Origin of the sequence: Prevotella herbatica, assembly GCF_017347605.1 — a bacterium.
Taxonomy (GTDB): Bacteria; Bacteroidota; Bacteroidia; order Bacteroidales; family Bacteroidaceae; genus Prevotella; species Prevotella herbatica.
This window is the reverse complement of sequence record NZ_AP024484.1, coordinates 886,263-903,457: the sequence shown is the minus strand read 5'-3', so window position 1 is coordinate 903,457 and position 17,195 is coordinate 886,263. Positions and strand designations below refer to the sequence as shown.

Below are 17,195 nucleotides of genomic sequence, written 5' to 3'. Positions count from 1 at the left end.
ATCGGGGTAAAAGTGACATTAAAAGCCAAAATACACCTGTTTTTGGTGATTTTTTCCAAATTATGGATAGGCTTCTGCTTCTTACATGTACTCTGATTCAAAGTATAGGGTGGAAAAATTCAATGTGTTTTATTTAGTGATTAGGCCCTAATCACTCCGTATTGCTTCGTAATTTGCAGAGTGATTAGGGCCTTATCACTATCTCGTATTTCGAGAAAACGAATAATAAGATTGTTATGCTTGTGTGCTTTGTTACTTTTAATAAATCGTGGATTTACGATACTATTTTTCTATTGGATTTACCGGTGTTCTATTCCTACGATCAAACGTTTCCATTCATACGCCATAACGTTTCTATTCCTACGATCAAACGTTTTTAATTCATCGAAGAAACGTCTTGATAATACTTATAAGTAAATAATTTTTATTTTATTATATTTCGGGTAATTAAACATATATGGTGTAGTCCTTACGCAAACATAGGCTTTTCTGTCAAAAAAGGTGGATGATAGTGGATGATAGTGGAGGTATACCTCCACTGGTTAACGAACTGCAGGATAGATGTTTACACGTGAAGTGGAGGTTTTTGTTCGTTTTGAACCTTTTTAGTATTTTTATTTTTTCGAGTATCAAATTCTTATGGAAACGTAATAAAAAATCATGATTAAGCAATTTTTTGGGGGGATATGCAGAAGGAAATAGTGTATATGTAGCATGTATTTTCAAGACTCAATTGACTCATGTTTCAAGTATCGGAAGCATGGAATGAGAATGAACAATATGAACATTGCATATTTGTTAGAAATTTGCTAAAATTTGGTAAGATTTCAATTTTAATGCCACTTAATATCACTTGTCAAATCCCTATAAACAAAGGGCTTGTGACATTATGATATTAGTGGCATTAAAAAAACTTTTTCTGGCTATCGAAGAAATTCAATGTTATTCCATAATGCTGTTTGAATGTATTATTTACGAAAAGAGTTTCTTATTTTTTCGTAAGCCTCTGTGTAAAGCTCTTCGTTTCTTCCTTTCAGTGGATAATCTTTGGCTGCAAGGATGGGTATCACTTTGACAGGATGATTTTTGGCGTCATAGATATTGCCGCAGATGGATTCGAAAGCCTTTCCATTCACCGGTTGATAGAAAGGGGCAGACATATCCTCGAAACCTTTACGACGGGGTTGAGCCTCTTCAATGAATCTCTTGTCGTCGCCATAGAATCCCAATTTCTGTAACCAATAATTGGTTTGCAGAGACATGGTCAGCACATATTCGATTGTTGGATATTGTTCTAACAGCCATTCGATATGAGACAGTCCCTTAATAGCATACTCTTCGGTGATAAGAACTCTTTTCCCCTTCGGAGCAGGAGTTAACTGGTCATTACACAAATTAGTAATGTACATCTCTTGGGGCTTGACACGATTGAGAGTGACGAAAGCTATATGACTGAATAAATTGCGTGCTTCCACATTACGACTACGTTCTCCGTCATCTTCCGGAAAACTGCGAAAATAATAGTCGGCAAACATGGCTACTTCGGTCGCTGTGTCGGACCATTGTAAATTAGAATCTTCGCCTATCACTAATATCTTTGCCGATTCAGACGGTTTTAAGTCTTTTGATCTCATCATCTTGTTGTTAAATTACAATTCGTTTTTATCTTGATGCAAAGATACGATTATTTTGTCATTTCTCAGCATTTGGGGGAACTTTATAAAGTAGCTTTATTAAAACCTTCTTTTCATCGTCGTAACAATCTTGCATCATAACTTTGCTTTATTGTTATGGATATATGGCAGATTTATTTTTCCTCACGAACTATTCTGTAGAATATTGCTTATTGTTTAGGAATATCGTGGAGAATTTATTGTGATTATGCACTACTTATTTTTGAGGAGATTTAAATTTTCTGTCAGTAATTCAATCAGACGTGGTATTGCATAATTGTCTAGTTCGGATTCGTTAATCCAAATAAAGTCTTTCGGTAATTCTGGTTTACTCTGTGTTTCTAGAAGATAAAAGTCTGCATAGATAATCTGATGTGTGAGCACATGTTTCACTTCTTTCTTTAATAATGTAAGTTTTCCTTTGAAGTCAGGTATATCTCCGTCCTCTATCAGAAGCGGTTCCCATAATCCCTGCCAAATGTCGCCTGCGGGACGTCGATGGATTGCAGTCTGATTCTGATAGCGCAGATAGACATACGTGAAATGTCTTGTCTTAATTTTAATAGTCTTAATCTTTATAGGCAATAATCCAATCCTATCAGAGCGGAATGCCTCACACCTTTCTGTCAAAGGACAGTCCAAACAGTGTGGTGATGTAGGAGTGCATTGAATTGCGCCGAAATCCATCATTGCCTGATTGAAAGATGAAGGTTGGTCTATTGGCAATAGTGATTGTGCCAACGCAGCAAACTCTTTCTTCCCTTCTGTCGAATTGATAGGTGTTTCAATTCCATAATAACGTGACAGTACACGGTAGACATTTCCGTCCACCACGGCAACGGGACGGTTGAAAGCGATGGAACCAACGGCAGCAGCTGTATAGTCGCCTACTCCCTTTAGTTTTTTGATGTCCTCAAAAGTGTTTGGAAAATGACCTAATGATACAATCTGCTGGGCGGCAGTGTGTAGATTTCGTGCCCTGCTATAGTAGCCCAATCCCTGCCAATTGCGCAACACTTCGTCTTCTGTAGCATCAGCAAGGTCTTTCACTGTCGGAAATCGTTGCATAAATCTTTCCCAATAAGCATAACCCTGTTGAATGCGGGTCTGTTGCAAAATCACCTCGCTCAACCATATTGCATACGGATCTTTCGTTTCACGCCAAGGTAAGTCGCGTCCGTTTTCCTCAAACCATTTGAGCAATATCCATGTGAAATTATTATTAGTCATGTATCTTTTTTGCGCTTATTTATTTTTCAAAGGTACAATAAAATCTTGATAATTGTTTTTTCTTGAAACTATTTTTCAAGACTCTTCTGCTTATCAATAGTTTGAAATGATATATACTCAGTTACTACAGTTTATGAATATGTATGTAAAATTAGCCCTAAAATTCCCGAATTTACCCTATTGGGACAATAAATGATACAGGGTGCAAAGTTTTAGACACATAGTGATTGTTGTTTCTAAAATATTTTATGTTATTTTGCACTTAGTTTTATTAATACTATACTTATAAATGAAAAGAATACTTTTATCAATTTTCATGACTACAGCTGCAGCTGTCAGCTTTGCTCAGAATCCTATTGTGCAAACAAATTATACAACAGACCCTGCACCAATGGCAGATGGCGATAGAATGTATGTATATACAGGTCATGATGAAGACAATGCTAACTTCTTCTGGATGAACGATTGGCGTGTTTATTCTAGTGCCGATATGGTAAACTGGACTGATCATGGTTCTCCATTATCTTTGGCGTCATTCTCATGGGCTGATGGAAGAGCTTGGGCGGCACAGACAATAAAACGCAATGGTAAATACTACTGGTATGTATGCGCTCATTCTAAATTGAGCGGTGCAATGGCTATTGGTGTAGCAGTCGGTGATAGTCCTACAGGACCTTTTAAGGATGCTATTGGTAAACCTCTTGCAGACGGTAATTGGGATTATATTGATCCAACTGTCATGTTAGATGATGACGGTCAGGCTTATCTATGTTGGGGAAATCCACGAATTTACTTCTGTAAGTTGAATAAGGATATGGTGAGCATTGATGGACAAGTTGAAAAGATTCCTATGACAGCAGAAGGCTTTGGTGGTCCAACTTTCAGTGAAAGGCAGAAAGGTGTCAAATATAAGGATTCGTATGTTGAAGGACCTTGGCTAATGAAGCGCAATAAAAATTACTATTTGTTGTATGCCGCTGGTGGTGTGCCAGAACATATTGCTTACTCTATGGCAAAGAAGCCATTTGGACCATGGAAGTATATGGGTGAGGTAATGCCTTTGTCAAATACAGGCAGTTTCACAAATCATTGTGGCGTTGCTGATTTCAAGGGACATTCTTATTTCTTCTACCATACAGGTAAACTTCCTAAGGGTGGAGGTTTCGGTCGTAGTGTTGCAGTTGAAGAATTTAAATATAATAAGGATGGTTCGTTCCCAATTATTCAACCTACAAGTGCCGGTGTAGAACCTATCGGAACTATGAACCCAAAGAATAGAGTTGAAGCTGAGACAATGGCTTTCTCTAAAGGTGTTAGAGTTGAACAGAATGAGGAAACTGGTGTTTATGTAAGTGATATCCACAATGGCGATTCTATTGTTGTACGTGTGTTGGATTTCGGAACTACTTCTCCAAAAACATTCACTGCAAGTGTAGCTAGTGCTCTGCAAGGAGGAAAAATGGAAGTTCATGTCGACAAGCCAGATGGAAAATTACTCTGTACATTGACAGCTCCTTATACCGGAGGTTGGGAGAAATGGCAAACTGTTGACGCAAATCTAAATGAAGAGATAACTGGTATCCACAATTTATACTTTCTCTTTAAAGGTAATCAGGGTGCTAAATTGTTCAATTTCGATTGGTGGCAGTTTAAATAACCTGTTACTTTGCATATAAATAATTAATACTTAAATATTATGAAACGAATATTATCTTTTATGTTGTTGGCAACATCCTCTTTGGCTTGTTTCTCACAACATCCGATTTTAACAACAAAATATACTGCTGATCCAGCCCCTATGGTATATAAAGACACTGTTTATCTATATACTACTCATGATGAGGACAATGCTGACGGATTCATGATGAAGGATTGGTTGCTGTATACCTCTACTGATATGGTGAACTGGACCGATCATGGAGTAGTTGCTTCACTTAAAAGTTTTGCATGGACTAAAATGGATAATGGCGCATGGGCAGAACAAGTTGTCGCCCGTAATGGTAAGTTTTATATGTATTGTCCTATTCATGGCAATGGCATAGGTGTTTTGGTCTCTGATAGTCCTTATGGACCATTTGTTGACCCGATAAACAAACCGCTTGTTTGGCAGAAAGAAAATTGGAATGATATAGATCCTACTGTGTTCATTGATGATGATGGTCAGGCTTATATGTATTGGGGCAATCCAGACCCATATTATGTAAAACTTAATAAGGATATGATTTCATATTCTGGAGAAATTCATAAAGTAGCTCGTCCTGCGCATTATCAGGAGGGACCTTGGTTCTATAAGCGTGCAGGTAAATATTATCTTGCTTATGCTTCTACTTGTTGTCCTGAAGGTATAGGATATGCAATGAGTGACTCTCCTACAGGTCCGTGGACATTCAAAAACTATATCATGTCTCCAACTGACAAGAGTAGGGGAAATCATCCAGGAATCATGGATTATAAAGGAAAGTCTTATGTCTTTGGACTTAACTACGACCTTATGCATGCTCATGGAATAATGGAACATCATGAGCGTCGTTCTGTTTCTGTAGCTGAGATGCATTATCGTAAGGATGGAACAATAGAGGAAGTTCCATATTGGACAAAGGAAGGCGTAGCACAGATAGGACATCTTAATCCTTATAAGCGTGTTGAGGCTGAGACTATGGCTTGGAGCAAAGGCGTGAAGACAGAGAAGATTAATAATTGTGTTGCCGTAAATGATATCCACAATGGTGATTATATCATGTTGAAGGGTGTTAACTTCGGTAAAGGAGCAAAAAGCATAAGTATAAATGCAGCACCTTTGAATGGAGGTACGGTCGAAATTCGAATTGACAATATAAATGGCAAATCTTTGGGCACTTGCAAAATAGCAGGTGAAGAGAATAAATGGAGTAATTATATCGCAGGTATGACAAATATCAGTGGTGTTCATGATTTATATCTAGTATTCAAAGGCGATGCCGACAAACAACTGTTTAAGTTGGATTATTGGCAGATGAAGAAACGTTGATATTTCACTCACGTGATATAATCATAAACATTAATGTTAGATGAAAAAGAGATTATTATTAATTGTAATGATATTCTTGCAGGTTTCTATTGCTGCAATGTCGCAGAAGGTTTTGCGATATAATGTCAATAAGAAACAGGTTAATATCACTACAATAGACGGAACTCTTACAATAATACCGCTTACTGATAATGCCGTAAGGACGATATTCAGTAAGCAGGTATATCGTGTTATGCCTGAATTGGTTTATGTAGAAAACTTGAAGAATCCTACATTCAATATAAAGGATAGTAAAGATAAAGTATCAATTTGTCTGAAGAATATCACTGTAGAGGTAGACCGTAATACTGGATTGGTCGTATATCTTAACAAGAATGGTAAACAGATACTTGCCGAAAACGGACGCAGTCTTGCTCATTCTTTTGTTGGCAAAGAGAAGACTTATATTGCCGAACAGCATTTTGCTTCTCCGTCAAATGAACATCAATACGGATTAGGACAGTTTCAGGATGGCTATCTTGATGTTCGTGGATTGTCAAGACGACTTACACAGGTCAACACGCAGATTTCCATACCAATGATCTTATCAAATAAAGGATATGGATTGTTGTGGAATAATTATGGTCTCGTCGATTTCAATCCTTCTGACAATAATGTTACTCTAAAGAAGAATGCAGAGGGTGGCGATGTCACAGAAGTTAATGTCACAACAACAGCTGGAAATAAGAAAGAACGTCGCGAAAGTAATGTATTTGAGGCTGATGTAAATATTGATCAAGAAGGAGATTATTCTTTTCTTCTTGATGTAGGGCAGAAAATGGCTAGAAAACTGAACCTTGAAATTGATGGACAAAGATTGATAAACATGGAAAATTTATGGCTTCCACCTACATCATCTGTAATAGCACATCTTTCAGCAGGCATTCATCATGTCAAATCACAACTCACCAACAACGATTCGCCAATTCTCTATTATCATAAGGTGAAAGACGAGACTGTATTTCGTTCGCCTGTTTCGCAAAGCATAGACTATACTGTCTTTGCCGGTAATGCTGATGCGGCTATGGCAGCTTATCGCGAGGTAACAGGTGAGGCACCAATTATGCCTTTATGGGCATTGGGATATATTCATTGTCGTGAACGTTTTAATTCACAACATGAAATACTCGAAACGGCTAATCGATTCCGTAAAGAATCTTTCCCTGTTGATATGATGGTTCAGGATTGGCAGTATTGGGGAAAATATGGTTGGAATGCCATGAAGTTTGATGAAGATAGATATCCTAATGTAAAGGCCATGACCGACAGTCTACATAAAATGAATATAAAGTTTATGGTCTCTGTTTGGTCTAATACTGATCATAAAACAGAACTTGGACACGAATTGGATAGCTTGGGATATTTTATTCCGAATACAAACTGGGTTGACTTCTTTAATCCAAAGGCTGCTGATTTCTATTGGAGTAATTTCAGTAGGCGTATGCTTAAACCTTATGGTATTGATGCATGGTGGCAGGATGCAACCGAACCAGAAAATGACGACTTGTCAGGTAGACTTGTTAACAATGGTACAACACCTGGAGAAGTATTCAGAAATACATATCCGCTGTTGGTAAACAAAACCGTTTATGAAGGTTGCCGCAGAGACAATCCAATGCAGCGTACAATGATACTTACTCGTTGTTCTTACACAGGAATACAGCGTTATAGTATTGCCAACTGGTCGGGTGATGTTGGTAACGACTGGGATACTTTCAAACGACAGGTAACAGCAGGGCTTGGACTTATGGCAGCTGGAATACCTTGGTGGACTTATGATGCAGGAGGCTTTTTCCGTCCTGGTAATCAATACAGTGATTCCCTTTATCATGAACGTTTCATGAGATGGATGCAGACATCTGTATTCTTGCCTTTGATGCGTGTCCATGGTTATATGAGCAATACCGAATTTTGGAATTATGGTCAAAAAGTGTCTGATAATGCTCGTCTGTGTCTTGATATGCGTTATAGGTTGATGCCTTACATATATTCTAATGCGGCAGCCATATCAATGAACGGAACATCTATCATGCGACCATTTATAATGGATTTTGCTAATGATGAATTGGCCTTGAAACAGAAAGACGAGTATATGTTTGGTAAGTCTTTGCTTGTAGCTCCTGTATTCGAACAGGGAATAAGCCAAATGTCGGTTTATCTTCCTAAAGACACAAAATGGTATGATTTTGTTACTAATAAAATGTATGTTGGCGGCGAAACTTACCAGATGCCTATCGTAAAAGAACGTATACCAGTATATGTAAAAGCTGGATCTATAATTCCGTTAGGACCGTCTGTTCAGAGCACTTGTGAAAACCGCAATGCTCCATGGGAGATTCGTGTCTATGGAGGAGCCGACGGAGCGTTTACTGTTTACGAAGATGACGGAACAAGTTATAATTATGAGAAAGGCGCATATTCTACATATCCAATAACATGGAAAGACAGTTCTCGCACTCTTGAGATAGGACAGCGAAAGGGCTGTTATAAAGGAATGTGTAAGAAGCGTAAGTTGAAACTTGTTTATACGAATGGCGAAAAACAGAATGTATCAAAAACAGTAATATATTCTGGTAAGGGAATAACTTTAAGATTTTAAATAATTAATATGAAACGAACATTATTCTTATTCGGTAGTATCATACTATCATGTCTTACGGCTTTTTGTCAGCAACTAAACAATGTGATAAAAAGTCCTGACGGGAAAATATGTGTTACCGTTACTGATGATAACGGGAAACCGCAATATGCTGTGAAATATGGCGATAAGGTGTTTATACAACCTTCTCTTTTGGGTGTCATAACTAATCATGCCGATTATTCTGAAAATCTACGATTGAAGGATGTTAAAACATCAAAGTTGGATGAAAATTATTCATTGCCTAATATCAAACAGAGCAATGTGCATTATGTAGCCAATGAGGCTGTATATAAATACTATCGTGATACTGTAAATGTACTCGATGTTATCTTTAGAGTCAGTAATCGTGATGTTGCTTTCAGATATGTAATTCATCCTGCTGGCGCACATCTTAGCTGTACGATAACAAAAGAGTTGACACAGTTTAAACCTGCAACAGGAAGTACAACTTTCCTTTGCCCGCAAGCTAAACCTATGGGCGGATTTGCTGGCACATCTCCAAGTTATGAGACATCATATACTCTTGATGAAGCTATGGGTAAAAACGGTTGGGGAGAAGGTTACACATTCCCTTGCTTGTTTAAAAACCAGAACGACGGTTGGATGCTTGTTTCTGAAACAGGTGTCGACGGAGGTTATTGCGCAGGAAGACTTCTCGGAGAATCTGATGGAACATATTGTATAGGATTCCCGCAGGCAGGGGAGTGTAATGGTAATGGCACTGTTTCTCCCGGTATCTCTTTGCCTGGAAAGACTCCATGGCGTACAATTACTTTAGGAAATACTCTTGCAAATATTGTTGAGACAACAGTTCCTTTCGATGTAGTTGAAAGAAAATATGAACCATCTAAGAAATATACTTATGGTAAAGGTTCATGGAGTTGGATTATTGGTATGGACGCAAGTTGTAACTATAACGATCAGAAAAAGTATATTGATTTTTCTGCTGCTATGGGTTATCAGTCTGTACTTGTTGACGCATTATGGGATACTCAGATTGGTCGTGACAAGATTGCTGAACTTGCTGAATATGGTGCTAAAAAGGGCGTTTCACTATATCTGTGGTATAATTCTAATGGTTATTGGAATGATGCTTTTCAGTCTCCCCGCGGGATAATGAATGATCCTATCTTGCGCAAAAAGGAGATGAAATGGATGCAACAGACTGGTATAAAAGGTATCAAGGTTGATTTCTTCGGTGGTGACAAGCAGATGATGATGCAAGTATATGAAGGAATTCTGTCTGATGCCAATGACTATGGACTTGAAGTGATATTCCACGGATGTACAATTCCTAGAGGTTGGGAACGTATGTATCCTAACTATGTAGCTAGTGAGGCTGTATTGGCAAGTGAAAATCTTCACTTCTCTCAGGATTTTTGCAATCATGAGGCTGTAAACGCTTGTATTCATCCATTCGTACGTAATACGATAGGTAGTATGGATTTCGGAGGTAGTGCACTTAATAAGTATTATAATGCTGACAACAAGCATGGTAATCATCGTGTTACTTCTGATGTATATGCTTTGGCAACAGCAGTTTTGTTTCAAAGTGCAGTACAGCATTTTGCATTAGCACCAAATAATCTTCAAGATGCTCCTTCATGGGCTATAGATTTCATGAAGAATGTTCCTACAACTTGGGACGAAGTGAAGTATATAGATGGATATCCTGGTAAATATATTATCTTAGCACGTCGACATGGTGATAAATGGTATATAGCAGGAGTTAATGCAGAAACCACAACATTAAAGAAAACTATAGATTTGTCAATGCTTGCTGGTGCAAAGAAGTTGATGATATATACAGATGATGCTTCCTTGAATGGATCAGTAAAAGTTATCAATGGTAAAAGAAAACTATCGATAAGCATCCCGAAAAATGGCGGTGTCGTAATCAATACCGCAGAATAATTTAAAGGCAATCCCTTTCCTCTATTCTTTAGATGAAGGGGATTGCCCGTTTTTAATTAAGATAACGTCTGTATCCTGACATGTAACCATGCAACCTTTTGGTAGTAGTTTAATCCAAGGTAGCACTACATCAAGAAAACTGTTTATCTTTTCTTCGGTGTCAACGATTTCAACGATTACAGGCACTTTGTCTATGAGTTCCCAGAATTTATCAGAGTGGAGTTTACTGCTTGCTCCAAATCCCATAATACCTTTATACACAGTTGCTCCAGCCAATCCATGTTCCTTGGCAGCAACAGCAATTGCTTCGTAAACGGAAATATGTTTCACTACATCAGTACTGCTAACGTAGAATCTTAAGACTTTTTCTCTTGAACTTGATTCCATAACTATATTAATTTAATGAGTGAATAACCTAGAAACAAGAATAGATAACCACAAATGATGCTAGCTGCCATATATACAGAACAGTAGAAGAAGTTTCCTGCTTTTATCAGTTGGAAATTGTCTCCCATGAAAGTCGAGAATGTAGTGAAACCTCCGCAGAATCCAACTGTAAGAAACAACTTCAGATTGGTATTCATCAAGTTGCCGCGATCAAACAATCCGTAAAGAAGTCCTATGATAAAGCATCCAATTATGTTTACCATGAATGTTCCAATAGGAAAGCCACTACTTGTCATATTTTGAACATACTTTGATAACAAGTAGCGTGAAATGCCACCAGTACAACTTCCAATACCAATATAAAACAAAGTTCTAATCATAATTTATCATCTTTTTCCACTGCAAAGTAAATAAAAATATTTTGATTAGCCACATTAAAATGGTTAAAAACCTATTTGTTATGGAATGAATTTTAATTCATCACAAAGTAAGGACTCAACTTTCTTAGTTCTTCTCCATAACTTATAACTCACATCTCTTCAAAATTATAGTTATCTCTTTATAATATAAACTGTTAAGCATAATACTTTGAATAAAAACGTTAATAAAACTAAACTGTTATTGTTATTGCTTTTTCTGTATATTGCTGATAGTTAGTTATTTGTGAAAATATGTAAAGTATGTAAAGGTTAAAATCTAATATATTCAATTATTATATTTTTATTTTTTATAAATTTGCGATACGAAATAATATATTAATTAGAAATGAAAAAAGTATTATACTTGATTATTTTAATGTTTCTTACACTAAATTCTTTTGCACAAAATGAAGTTGGTAAAATTAGTATAGAACCTCAAATAGGTTTTAATGTATCAAACTTAACAAAAGCAAGTTTAAATTCAAAAACTGGATTTTGTGGTGGTGTTAATATTGAATATCAAGTAACCAAGCCTTTAAGTATGTCTCTCGGGACAATTTATTCAGTCGAAGGAGCAAAAGATGGTCAAGCAAAATTATCTCCAACTTACATTAATATTCCATTACGGGCAAATCTTTATGTTACTGATAATTTTTCTTTAAACGCTGGGGTCCAATTAGGGGCGAATGTTGCTGATAATAGAGAAGATTTTCTTTTGTTTGGTGACGCAAAATCAACAACGTTTTCGATACCGATAGGATTATCTTATAACATAAATAAGTTTGTAGTTAATGTCAGTTATAATGTAGGTTTAACAAAGGTTTATGATAACTACGATTATAAAAATAGTTTCTTGCAAATAACATTAGGATATAAAATCCATTTATAATTTAATGTAGTTGGCGCATACTAAAATTTATATTTAATCATAATATACTAACATGTTTTTTACATATTATAGATATTTATTTACTGCTATATTTTTAAGTTTGGTTATGAATGTTTCTGCGGAAGACAATGATGAAGACAGATATAGACCTTTGGAAATATCGCTTTCGGGTGCTTTAGGCAATTATAATTCTTGGGATGTAGATGTCGATATGGAATATCGTCCCATAAAATATTTCGGAGTATCTGCTGGATTAAGATTTACTGATATATCATTTGGTAAAGATCATATATTTGGAGGAAAGACAATAGATCATAGCCATACTTGGAAAACAGATGATTTGTCGGATTTTTCTTATCATGTTGCTTTCCAACCACAAGTGAAACTATATACGCCAAATATCAAATTGGACAATGTTGGAGATAATCTTAATTTCAGTATAGGGTATGGTCTTACTATTCCTTTGACTAATAGGGCTTCGGGAGTTGTGGTTTACACACCAGCAGAAAAGGGACAATTCATTCCGGATGATGAAAAGAGAGTATCAAATAGTAACCGTATATATAATGTTTATAATTTCGTGAATATTTCAGCGAATTTGGAGAGTGGCATATGGGGCTTGTCGCTAGGTTATAGAGTATCTGATTATGATGTTTTTGGAAGTGCCAGAAATATTGTAGTTGAAGGGCAGAAACTTGTTTTTGATAATCACAAGTTTAATAACGAAGTTTATCTTGCCATTCATTATAAATTATAGAGCTTTCTACTTCTATTTTTCATCAGAATATAAAACAAGTGAATAAAAATCTCAAAAATAGAATGCCGTAAAGTTTCGGAGATTAGCTATAATAAATTTACATAATATAATTTTTATGTATGAAAAAGTTTATTTTATTGATGTTGGCATTTGTTAGTTTTCAACAAATTAATGCACAACAAGTTAAGGGTGATTTTACAATCCAACCCAAAGTAGGTTTTAATATTGCTTCATGGCGTGGTGATTCCAATGATCAGAATAGTTATGCTAGGCTTTGTCTTGGAGTTGAAGGACAATATGCTCTTACTAATAAGATTGGCATTTCTGTTGGCTTGATGTATTCACAGCAGGGTAATAAATCGATGTTATTTGTTTCTCCACAGTCCGACGATTTTGAGTTGTATCCATATAAGTTTAAAATGGATTATTTTAATATTCCAATTCTTTTCAATTATTATTTGTTTAAAGGGCTAGCTGTAAAAGTTGGTATACAACCCGGATTTAAAATTTATGACAATTTATCATCTTCAATGACTCCAAAGTCTTTTGATTTATCCATACCTGTAGGTTTGTCATACGAATATAAAAATATATGTTTGGATGCAAGATATAATTATGGTCTTATTGATAATTATGATTTAACTAATTACGAGAAAGGATATGATCAGAAAAACAGTGTATTCCAATTCACATTAGGTTATAAATTTAAGTTATAATAATATAGATGATGAAATCGCTTGTCGTTTAGTCACTAAGACTTTAATGACAAGCGTTTTCCTTAAACAAAACTATTTATCTACTGAATTATTTTTGATTTCTTTCCACTCAATGATCCTATCCTTATCTTCGTTACTGATCACATGGGCGATATGCTTTTCTTTTGTACCATTTATTGAAACTACAATTTGTTCAATGATGAAATTAGTATTATCTTTGCAGAATAAGTTTGTCAGAATCAGCAATGATATAAATCATTATTAGTATTAATTAAAAAGCATCTATATCAATGAAAAAAATAGTATTTATATTTATTGCTGTTTTACTTTCCTTAAGTATGAGTGCGCAAAATTTCAGACATTATACCTTGTCTGAAGTCGTAGATACAGTGCAGTATCTTAATCATAATTTTGTAAATCAGAAAAGTTACTTTATAGGTAAACCATTTTCAGAGGTGCTTAAAGTCTATCAATTAGACTTGCCCTTGAAGTTCTTATCGCCAAACAATACATCTCCCTGGAATGATAAGTGGGGAGATATGTATATCAATGGGGCAGCTTTATCTTGGTATACAGAGGCTGAATGTAAAAAGATATTTTATAAACATATTAATGCTATATGCTATATTGATGTCGATTTTGAGCCTCCATATAATATTCATGTCTTTAATTTTATGGATATATATAAAACTCTAGAAGAAATGGCTCTACATTTAAAAGACATTTTGGTTAAAGATATACGTGTTATTGAAAAAACATCTAAGTAAGGTTAGTGGAAAAATATTTTTAAAAATAAGCCTTTTCGTCAATTTAGGGGAGTGATAAATCTATTTTGGCTAAAATCAGTAATCTAATTCTGTCTAAAGACAGACAACCAATCTGGTAAGATTAGACAACTTATTTAATAACAAATATAAACCTATTACGGCTAAAGACACGCTACCAGAAAAAGTTTTTTCAATGTCACTAATGTCATAATGTCACAAACCCTTTGTTTATCGGGGTTTGGCGAGTGACATTAAGTGACATTATCGGTCTAAAAGTGACATTAAACTATCGAGCACACCTATTTTTGGCGTTTTTTCGCAATTATGCTAATTACACCAAACATATATTTTACACTGATTGAGTTTTATCAAACATAATGATAGCCTGTCCTAAACAGCATGGAAATTCAAAAAGCTACTACATACAAATAACAGATGAGATAGAATCAATTTGAAAGTTTGAAAATAGCTTTTGAAGTTGAATACACAAACTTTTACCTAAATTTCAAAACCTTTTGTGTAATTTGATTACATTAACATGCGTGCAATCAGATTACATCAGTATGTGTGTAATCAGATTACATCAGTATGTGTGTAATAAGATTACATCGGTATGTGCGTAATTAGATTACATCAGTATGTGTGTAATAAGATTACATCAGTACGTGTGTAATAAGATTACATCAGTACGTGTGTAATAAGATTACATCAGTATGTGTGTAATAAGATTACATCAGTATGTGTGTAATAAGATTACATCGGTATGTGCGTAATTAGATTACATCAGTATGTGTGTAATAAGATTACATCGGTACGTGTGTAATAAGATTACATCAGTACGTGTGTAATAAGATTACACAACGTAGGTAACTCGATTACACAACGTGTGTAACCGTGTTACATAACGTGAGTAATTCAATTACACACGTTGGATAATAGAATTGTTGAACATGAAAAAGAATACTACTTGAACTGGTAACCAAAACATAATCTGAAATACTGCAAGAATAAGATTGCAGACAATTACCACTATATTTACAGTTGGATTTTGAGATAACAACTAGACACATTGCGAAGTATTGCGTACATAATGACGAGAAAGGGCCATTATAAGCAAAAAAGTGCCTATATATGTGCTGCATATTTTGTAAAAAATCGCCAAAAATAGGTAAGTTTTGCAATTTAATGCCACTTTTAGGCCGATAATGTCACTTAATGTCACTCGCCAAACCCCGATAAACAAAGGGTTTGTGACATTATGACATTAGTGACATTGAAAAAACTTTTTCTGGTAGCATTGTGTCTTTAACCGAAATAGATTTATCACTCCCCTAAATTGATAAAGAACCACTTTTTTTTATTTTTCTTTATTTTGTCTACAGTCATCCATTAGCTATTGACAGGTGAGAGTTTCAGACAGATTGATCCTAGTTTGCTATCAATATTTCATTCATGTTTTTTAATGCCATCGCCTTTGTGAATCGTCTTTGGTGTTGTAACTTTGTATCTTTATTTTAAACTTATTTTTAGATGCAATTATCATTTTCATCATTCGCATTAAACTGCGTGTGTGACCTTAAACGAGACGGGCGCTTTTCCACGGCCAGCCTGTACAGTAACTCAATCCGTTCTTTGTGTGAGTATCTTGGACGGGACAGTGTCGGATTCGGCGAGATCACTCCCCGCCTGCTTAAAAGCTATGAGCAGTACCTGATTCGTGGCAGGCACAAGCTCAACACGATTTCCACCTACATGCGTATGCTCCGTGCCATCTATAACAAGGCCGTGGATGCAGGACATACAAAATACATCCATCATCTGTTTCATAAGGTCTATACCGGTATAGACAGAAGCCACAAGAAGGCACTTGAGATGCCGCAGCTGAGAGTCCTTCTGAATGGAGTTGTCCGCAGCCGTGTCCTGAACAAGGTGCAGCAGACGGCATGTGTCATGTATAAACTTTGTGGTATGCCCTATGTGGACCTTCAGCAAATTAGCATGGATTCCATTACTGACGGCGCGCTGAGCTACTGCCGCCGCAAGACGGGCACGAGCGTGAACGTTCCTGTGAATGGGGACATCCTCAGAACCCTGCGTGACCTTGATCTTGGCAATTCAGATATGAACACCGAGTCTGGCTACCGCCGTTACCAGTCCTTGCTGAGGAAGTTCAATGCTGGTCTTTCACGCCTTGCAAGAAAGCTCGGCATAAAGGGGCACGTCTCTTCCTATACGCTTCGCCATTCATGGGCCACGACAGCCCTTCACAGCCATGTGCCTGTAGAACTGATCAGTTCAGCTCTTGGCCACAGCGATATCAGAACCACCCAGATATACCTGAAGGGTTTCAACGTTGGGGAGATAGAAAAGGCGAACAGAAAGATACTACGTTACATGGACGGCAGATGAGCTACCCGTATTCCAAAGCAGCCTGTAATCCTCTTGCATTCAATAGGTTACAAGATAGAATAAACTGCTGAGCGTATCATCGGATAGGTCAAAAAAATAGCCATTACTTTGTAAGTAACGGCTACAATTTATCACTGCGCAAATGTAGTCATTAATTTATGAATTCAAATGATAATTCACAATAATTAACTAAATACCAAAAAGAAATACAATAAATACAGCGAATTGAGTTATAAGGCGTTTTGATCTAAACACATTTTGTCAATTATTTAATGTACATATTCGACAGCCTCAGGATGCCTTGATCCTGCAGGCCAGTCCTTGTTTTGCCCTGTCTTTTCACTGTT

Annotated in this window: 13 protein-coding genes; 9 read left to right on the top strand and 4 right to left on the bottom strand. The window is 36.2% G+C overall.

The features are described 5' to 3' along the window. Positions 1–968 precede the first annotated feature (968 nt). Together prwr041_RS03450 and mutY are read right to left on the bottom strand one after the other, a co-directional pair. Positions 969–1,637, bottom strand: a complete 669-nt coding sequence (locus prwr041_RS03450; protein ID WP_237072295.1) for a hypothetical protein — start codon at positions 1,635–1,637, stop codon at positions 969–971. Positions 1,638–1,886: 249 nt separating this feature from the next. Beyond that, positions 1,887–2,903, bottom strand: a complete 1,017-nt coding sequence (mutY, locus tag prwr041_RS03445) for an A/G-specific adenine glycosylase (RefSeq protein ID WP_207154972.1) — start codon at positions 2,901–2,903, stop codon at positions 1,887–1,889. A 289-nt stretch (positions 2,904–3,192) separates the two neighbouring features. On the opposite strand from mutY, the gene prwr041_RS03440 reads away from it, so the two are divergent. From prwr041_RS03440 to prwr041_RS03425, 4 genes are read left to right on the top strand one after another with little or no spacing between them, the layout of a single operon-like run. Further along, complete coding sequence (locus prwr041_RS03440; RefSeq protein ID WP_207154971.1) at positions 3,193–4,560, top strand: glycoside hydrolase family 43 protein; 1,368 nt, start codon at positions 3,193–3,195, stop codon at positions 4,558–4,560. A 39-nt stretch (positions 4,561–4,599) separates the two neighbouring features. After that, complete coding sequence (locus prwr041_RS03435) at positions 4,600–5,910, top strand: glycoside hydrolase family 43 protein (RefSeq protein ID WP_207154969.1); 1,311 nt, start codon at positions 4,600–4,602, stop codon at positions 5,908–5,910. 40 nt (positions 5,911–5,950) lie between these two features. Beyond that, positions 5,951–8,548 (top strand): glycoside hydrolase family 31 protein, encoded by a 2,598-nt coding sequence (locus tag prwr041_RS03430; protein WP_237072294.1) that lies wholly within the window; start codon positions 5,951–5,953, stop codon positions 8,546–8,548. A 9-nt stretch (positions 8,549–8,557) separates the two neighbouring features. Next, entirely contained in the window at positions 8,558–10,504 is a 1,947-nt protein-coding gene (locus tag prwr041_RS03425) for a glycoside hydrolase family 97 protein (protein ID WP_237072293.1), read from the top strand. Between the two features lie 21 nt (positions 10,505–10,525). On the opposite strand, the gene prwr041_RS03420 is transcribed toward prwr041_RS03425, so the two are convergent. Then, a complete protein-coding gene (locus tag prwr041_RS03420) occupies positions 10,526–10,891 on the bottom strand; it encodes a DUF190 domain-containing protein (protein WP_207154968.1) in 366 nt (121 codons plus the stop codon). 2 nt (positions 10,892–10,893) lie between these two features. Continuing rightward, positions 10,894–11,271 (bottom strand): fluoride efflux transporter CrcB, encoded by a 378-nt coding sequence (crcB, locus tag prwr041_RS03415; protein WP_018463119.1) that lies wholly within the window; start codon positions 11,269–11,271, stop codon positions 10,894–10,896. 385 nt (positions 11,272–11,656) lie between these two features. Here crcB and prwr041_RS03410 point away from each other — a divergent pair, with 385 nt between their 5' ends. From prwr041_RS03410 to prwr041_RS03390, 5 genes are all read left to right on the top strand, one after another. Next, positions 11,657–12,199, top strand: a complete 543-nt coding sequence (locus prwr041_RS03410; protein WP_207154966.1) for an outer membrane beta-barrel protein — start codon at positions 11,657–11,659, stop codon at positions 12,197–12,199. 106 nt (positions 12,200–12,305) lie between these two features. After that, positions 12,306–12,956 (top strand): hypothetical protein, encoded by a 651-nt coding sequence (locus prwr041_RS03405; protein WP_207154964.1) that lies wholly within the window; start codon positions 12,306–12,308, stop codon positions 12,954–12,956. A gap of 119 nt (positions 12,957–13,075) precedes the next feature. Further along, positions 13,076–13,672 carry a porin family protein gene (locus tag prwr041_RS03400; protein ID WP_207154963.1) on the top strand — a complete coding sequence of 199 codons (597 nt, stop codon included), beginning with the start codon at positions 13,076–13,078 and terminating at the stop codon, positions 13,670–13,672. Positions 13,673–13,962: 290 nt separating this feature from the next. Beyond that, on the top strand, positions 13,963–14,439 hold the full coding sequence (locus prwr041_RS03395; RefSeq protein ID WP_207154961.1) for a hypothetical protein: 477 nt from the start codon (positions 13,963–13,965) through the stop codon (positions 14,437–14,439). 1,530 nt (positions 14,440–15,969) lie between these two features. Then, entirely contained in the window at positions 15,970–16,848 is an 879-nt protein-coding gene (locus prwr041_RS03390) for a tyrosine-type recombinase/integrase (protein ID WP_207154959.1), read from the top strand. Positions 16,849–17,195 lie beyond the last annotated feature (347 nt).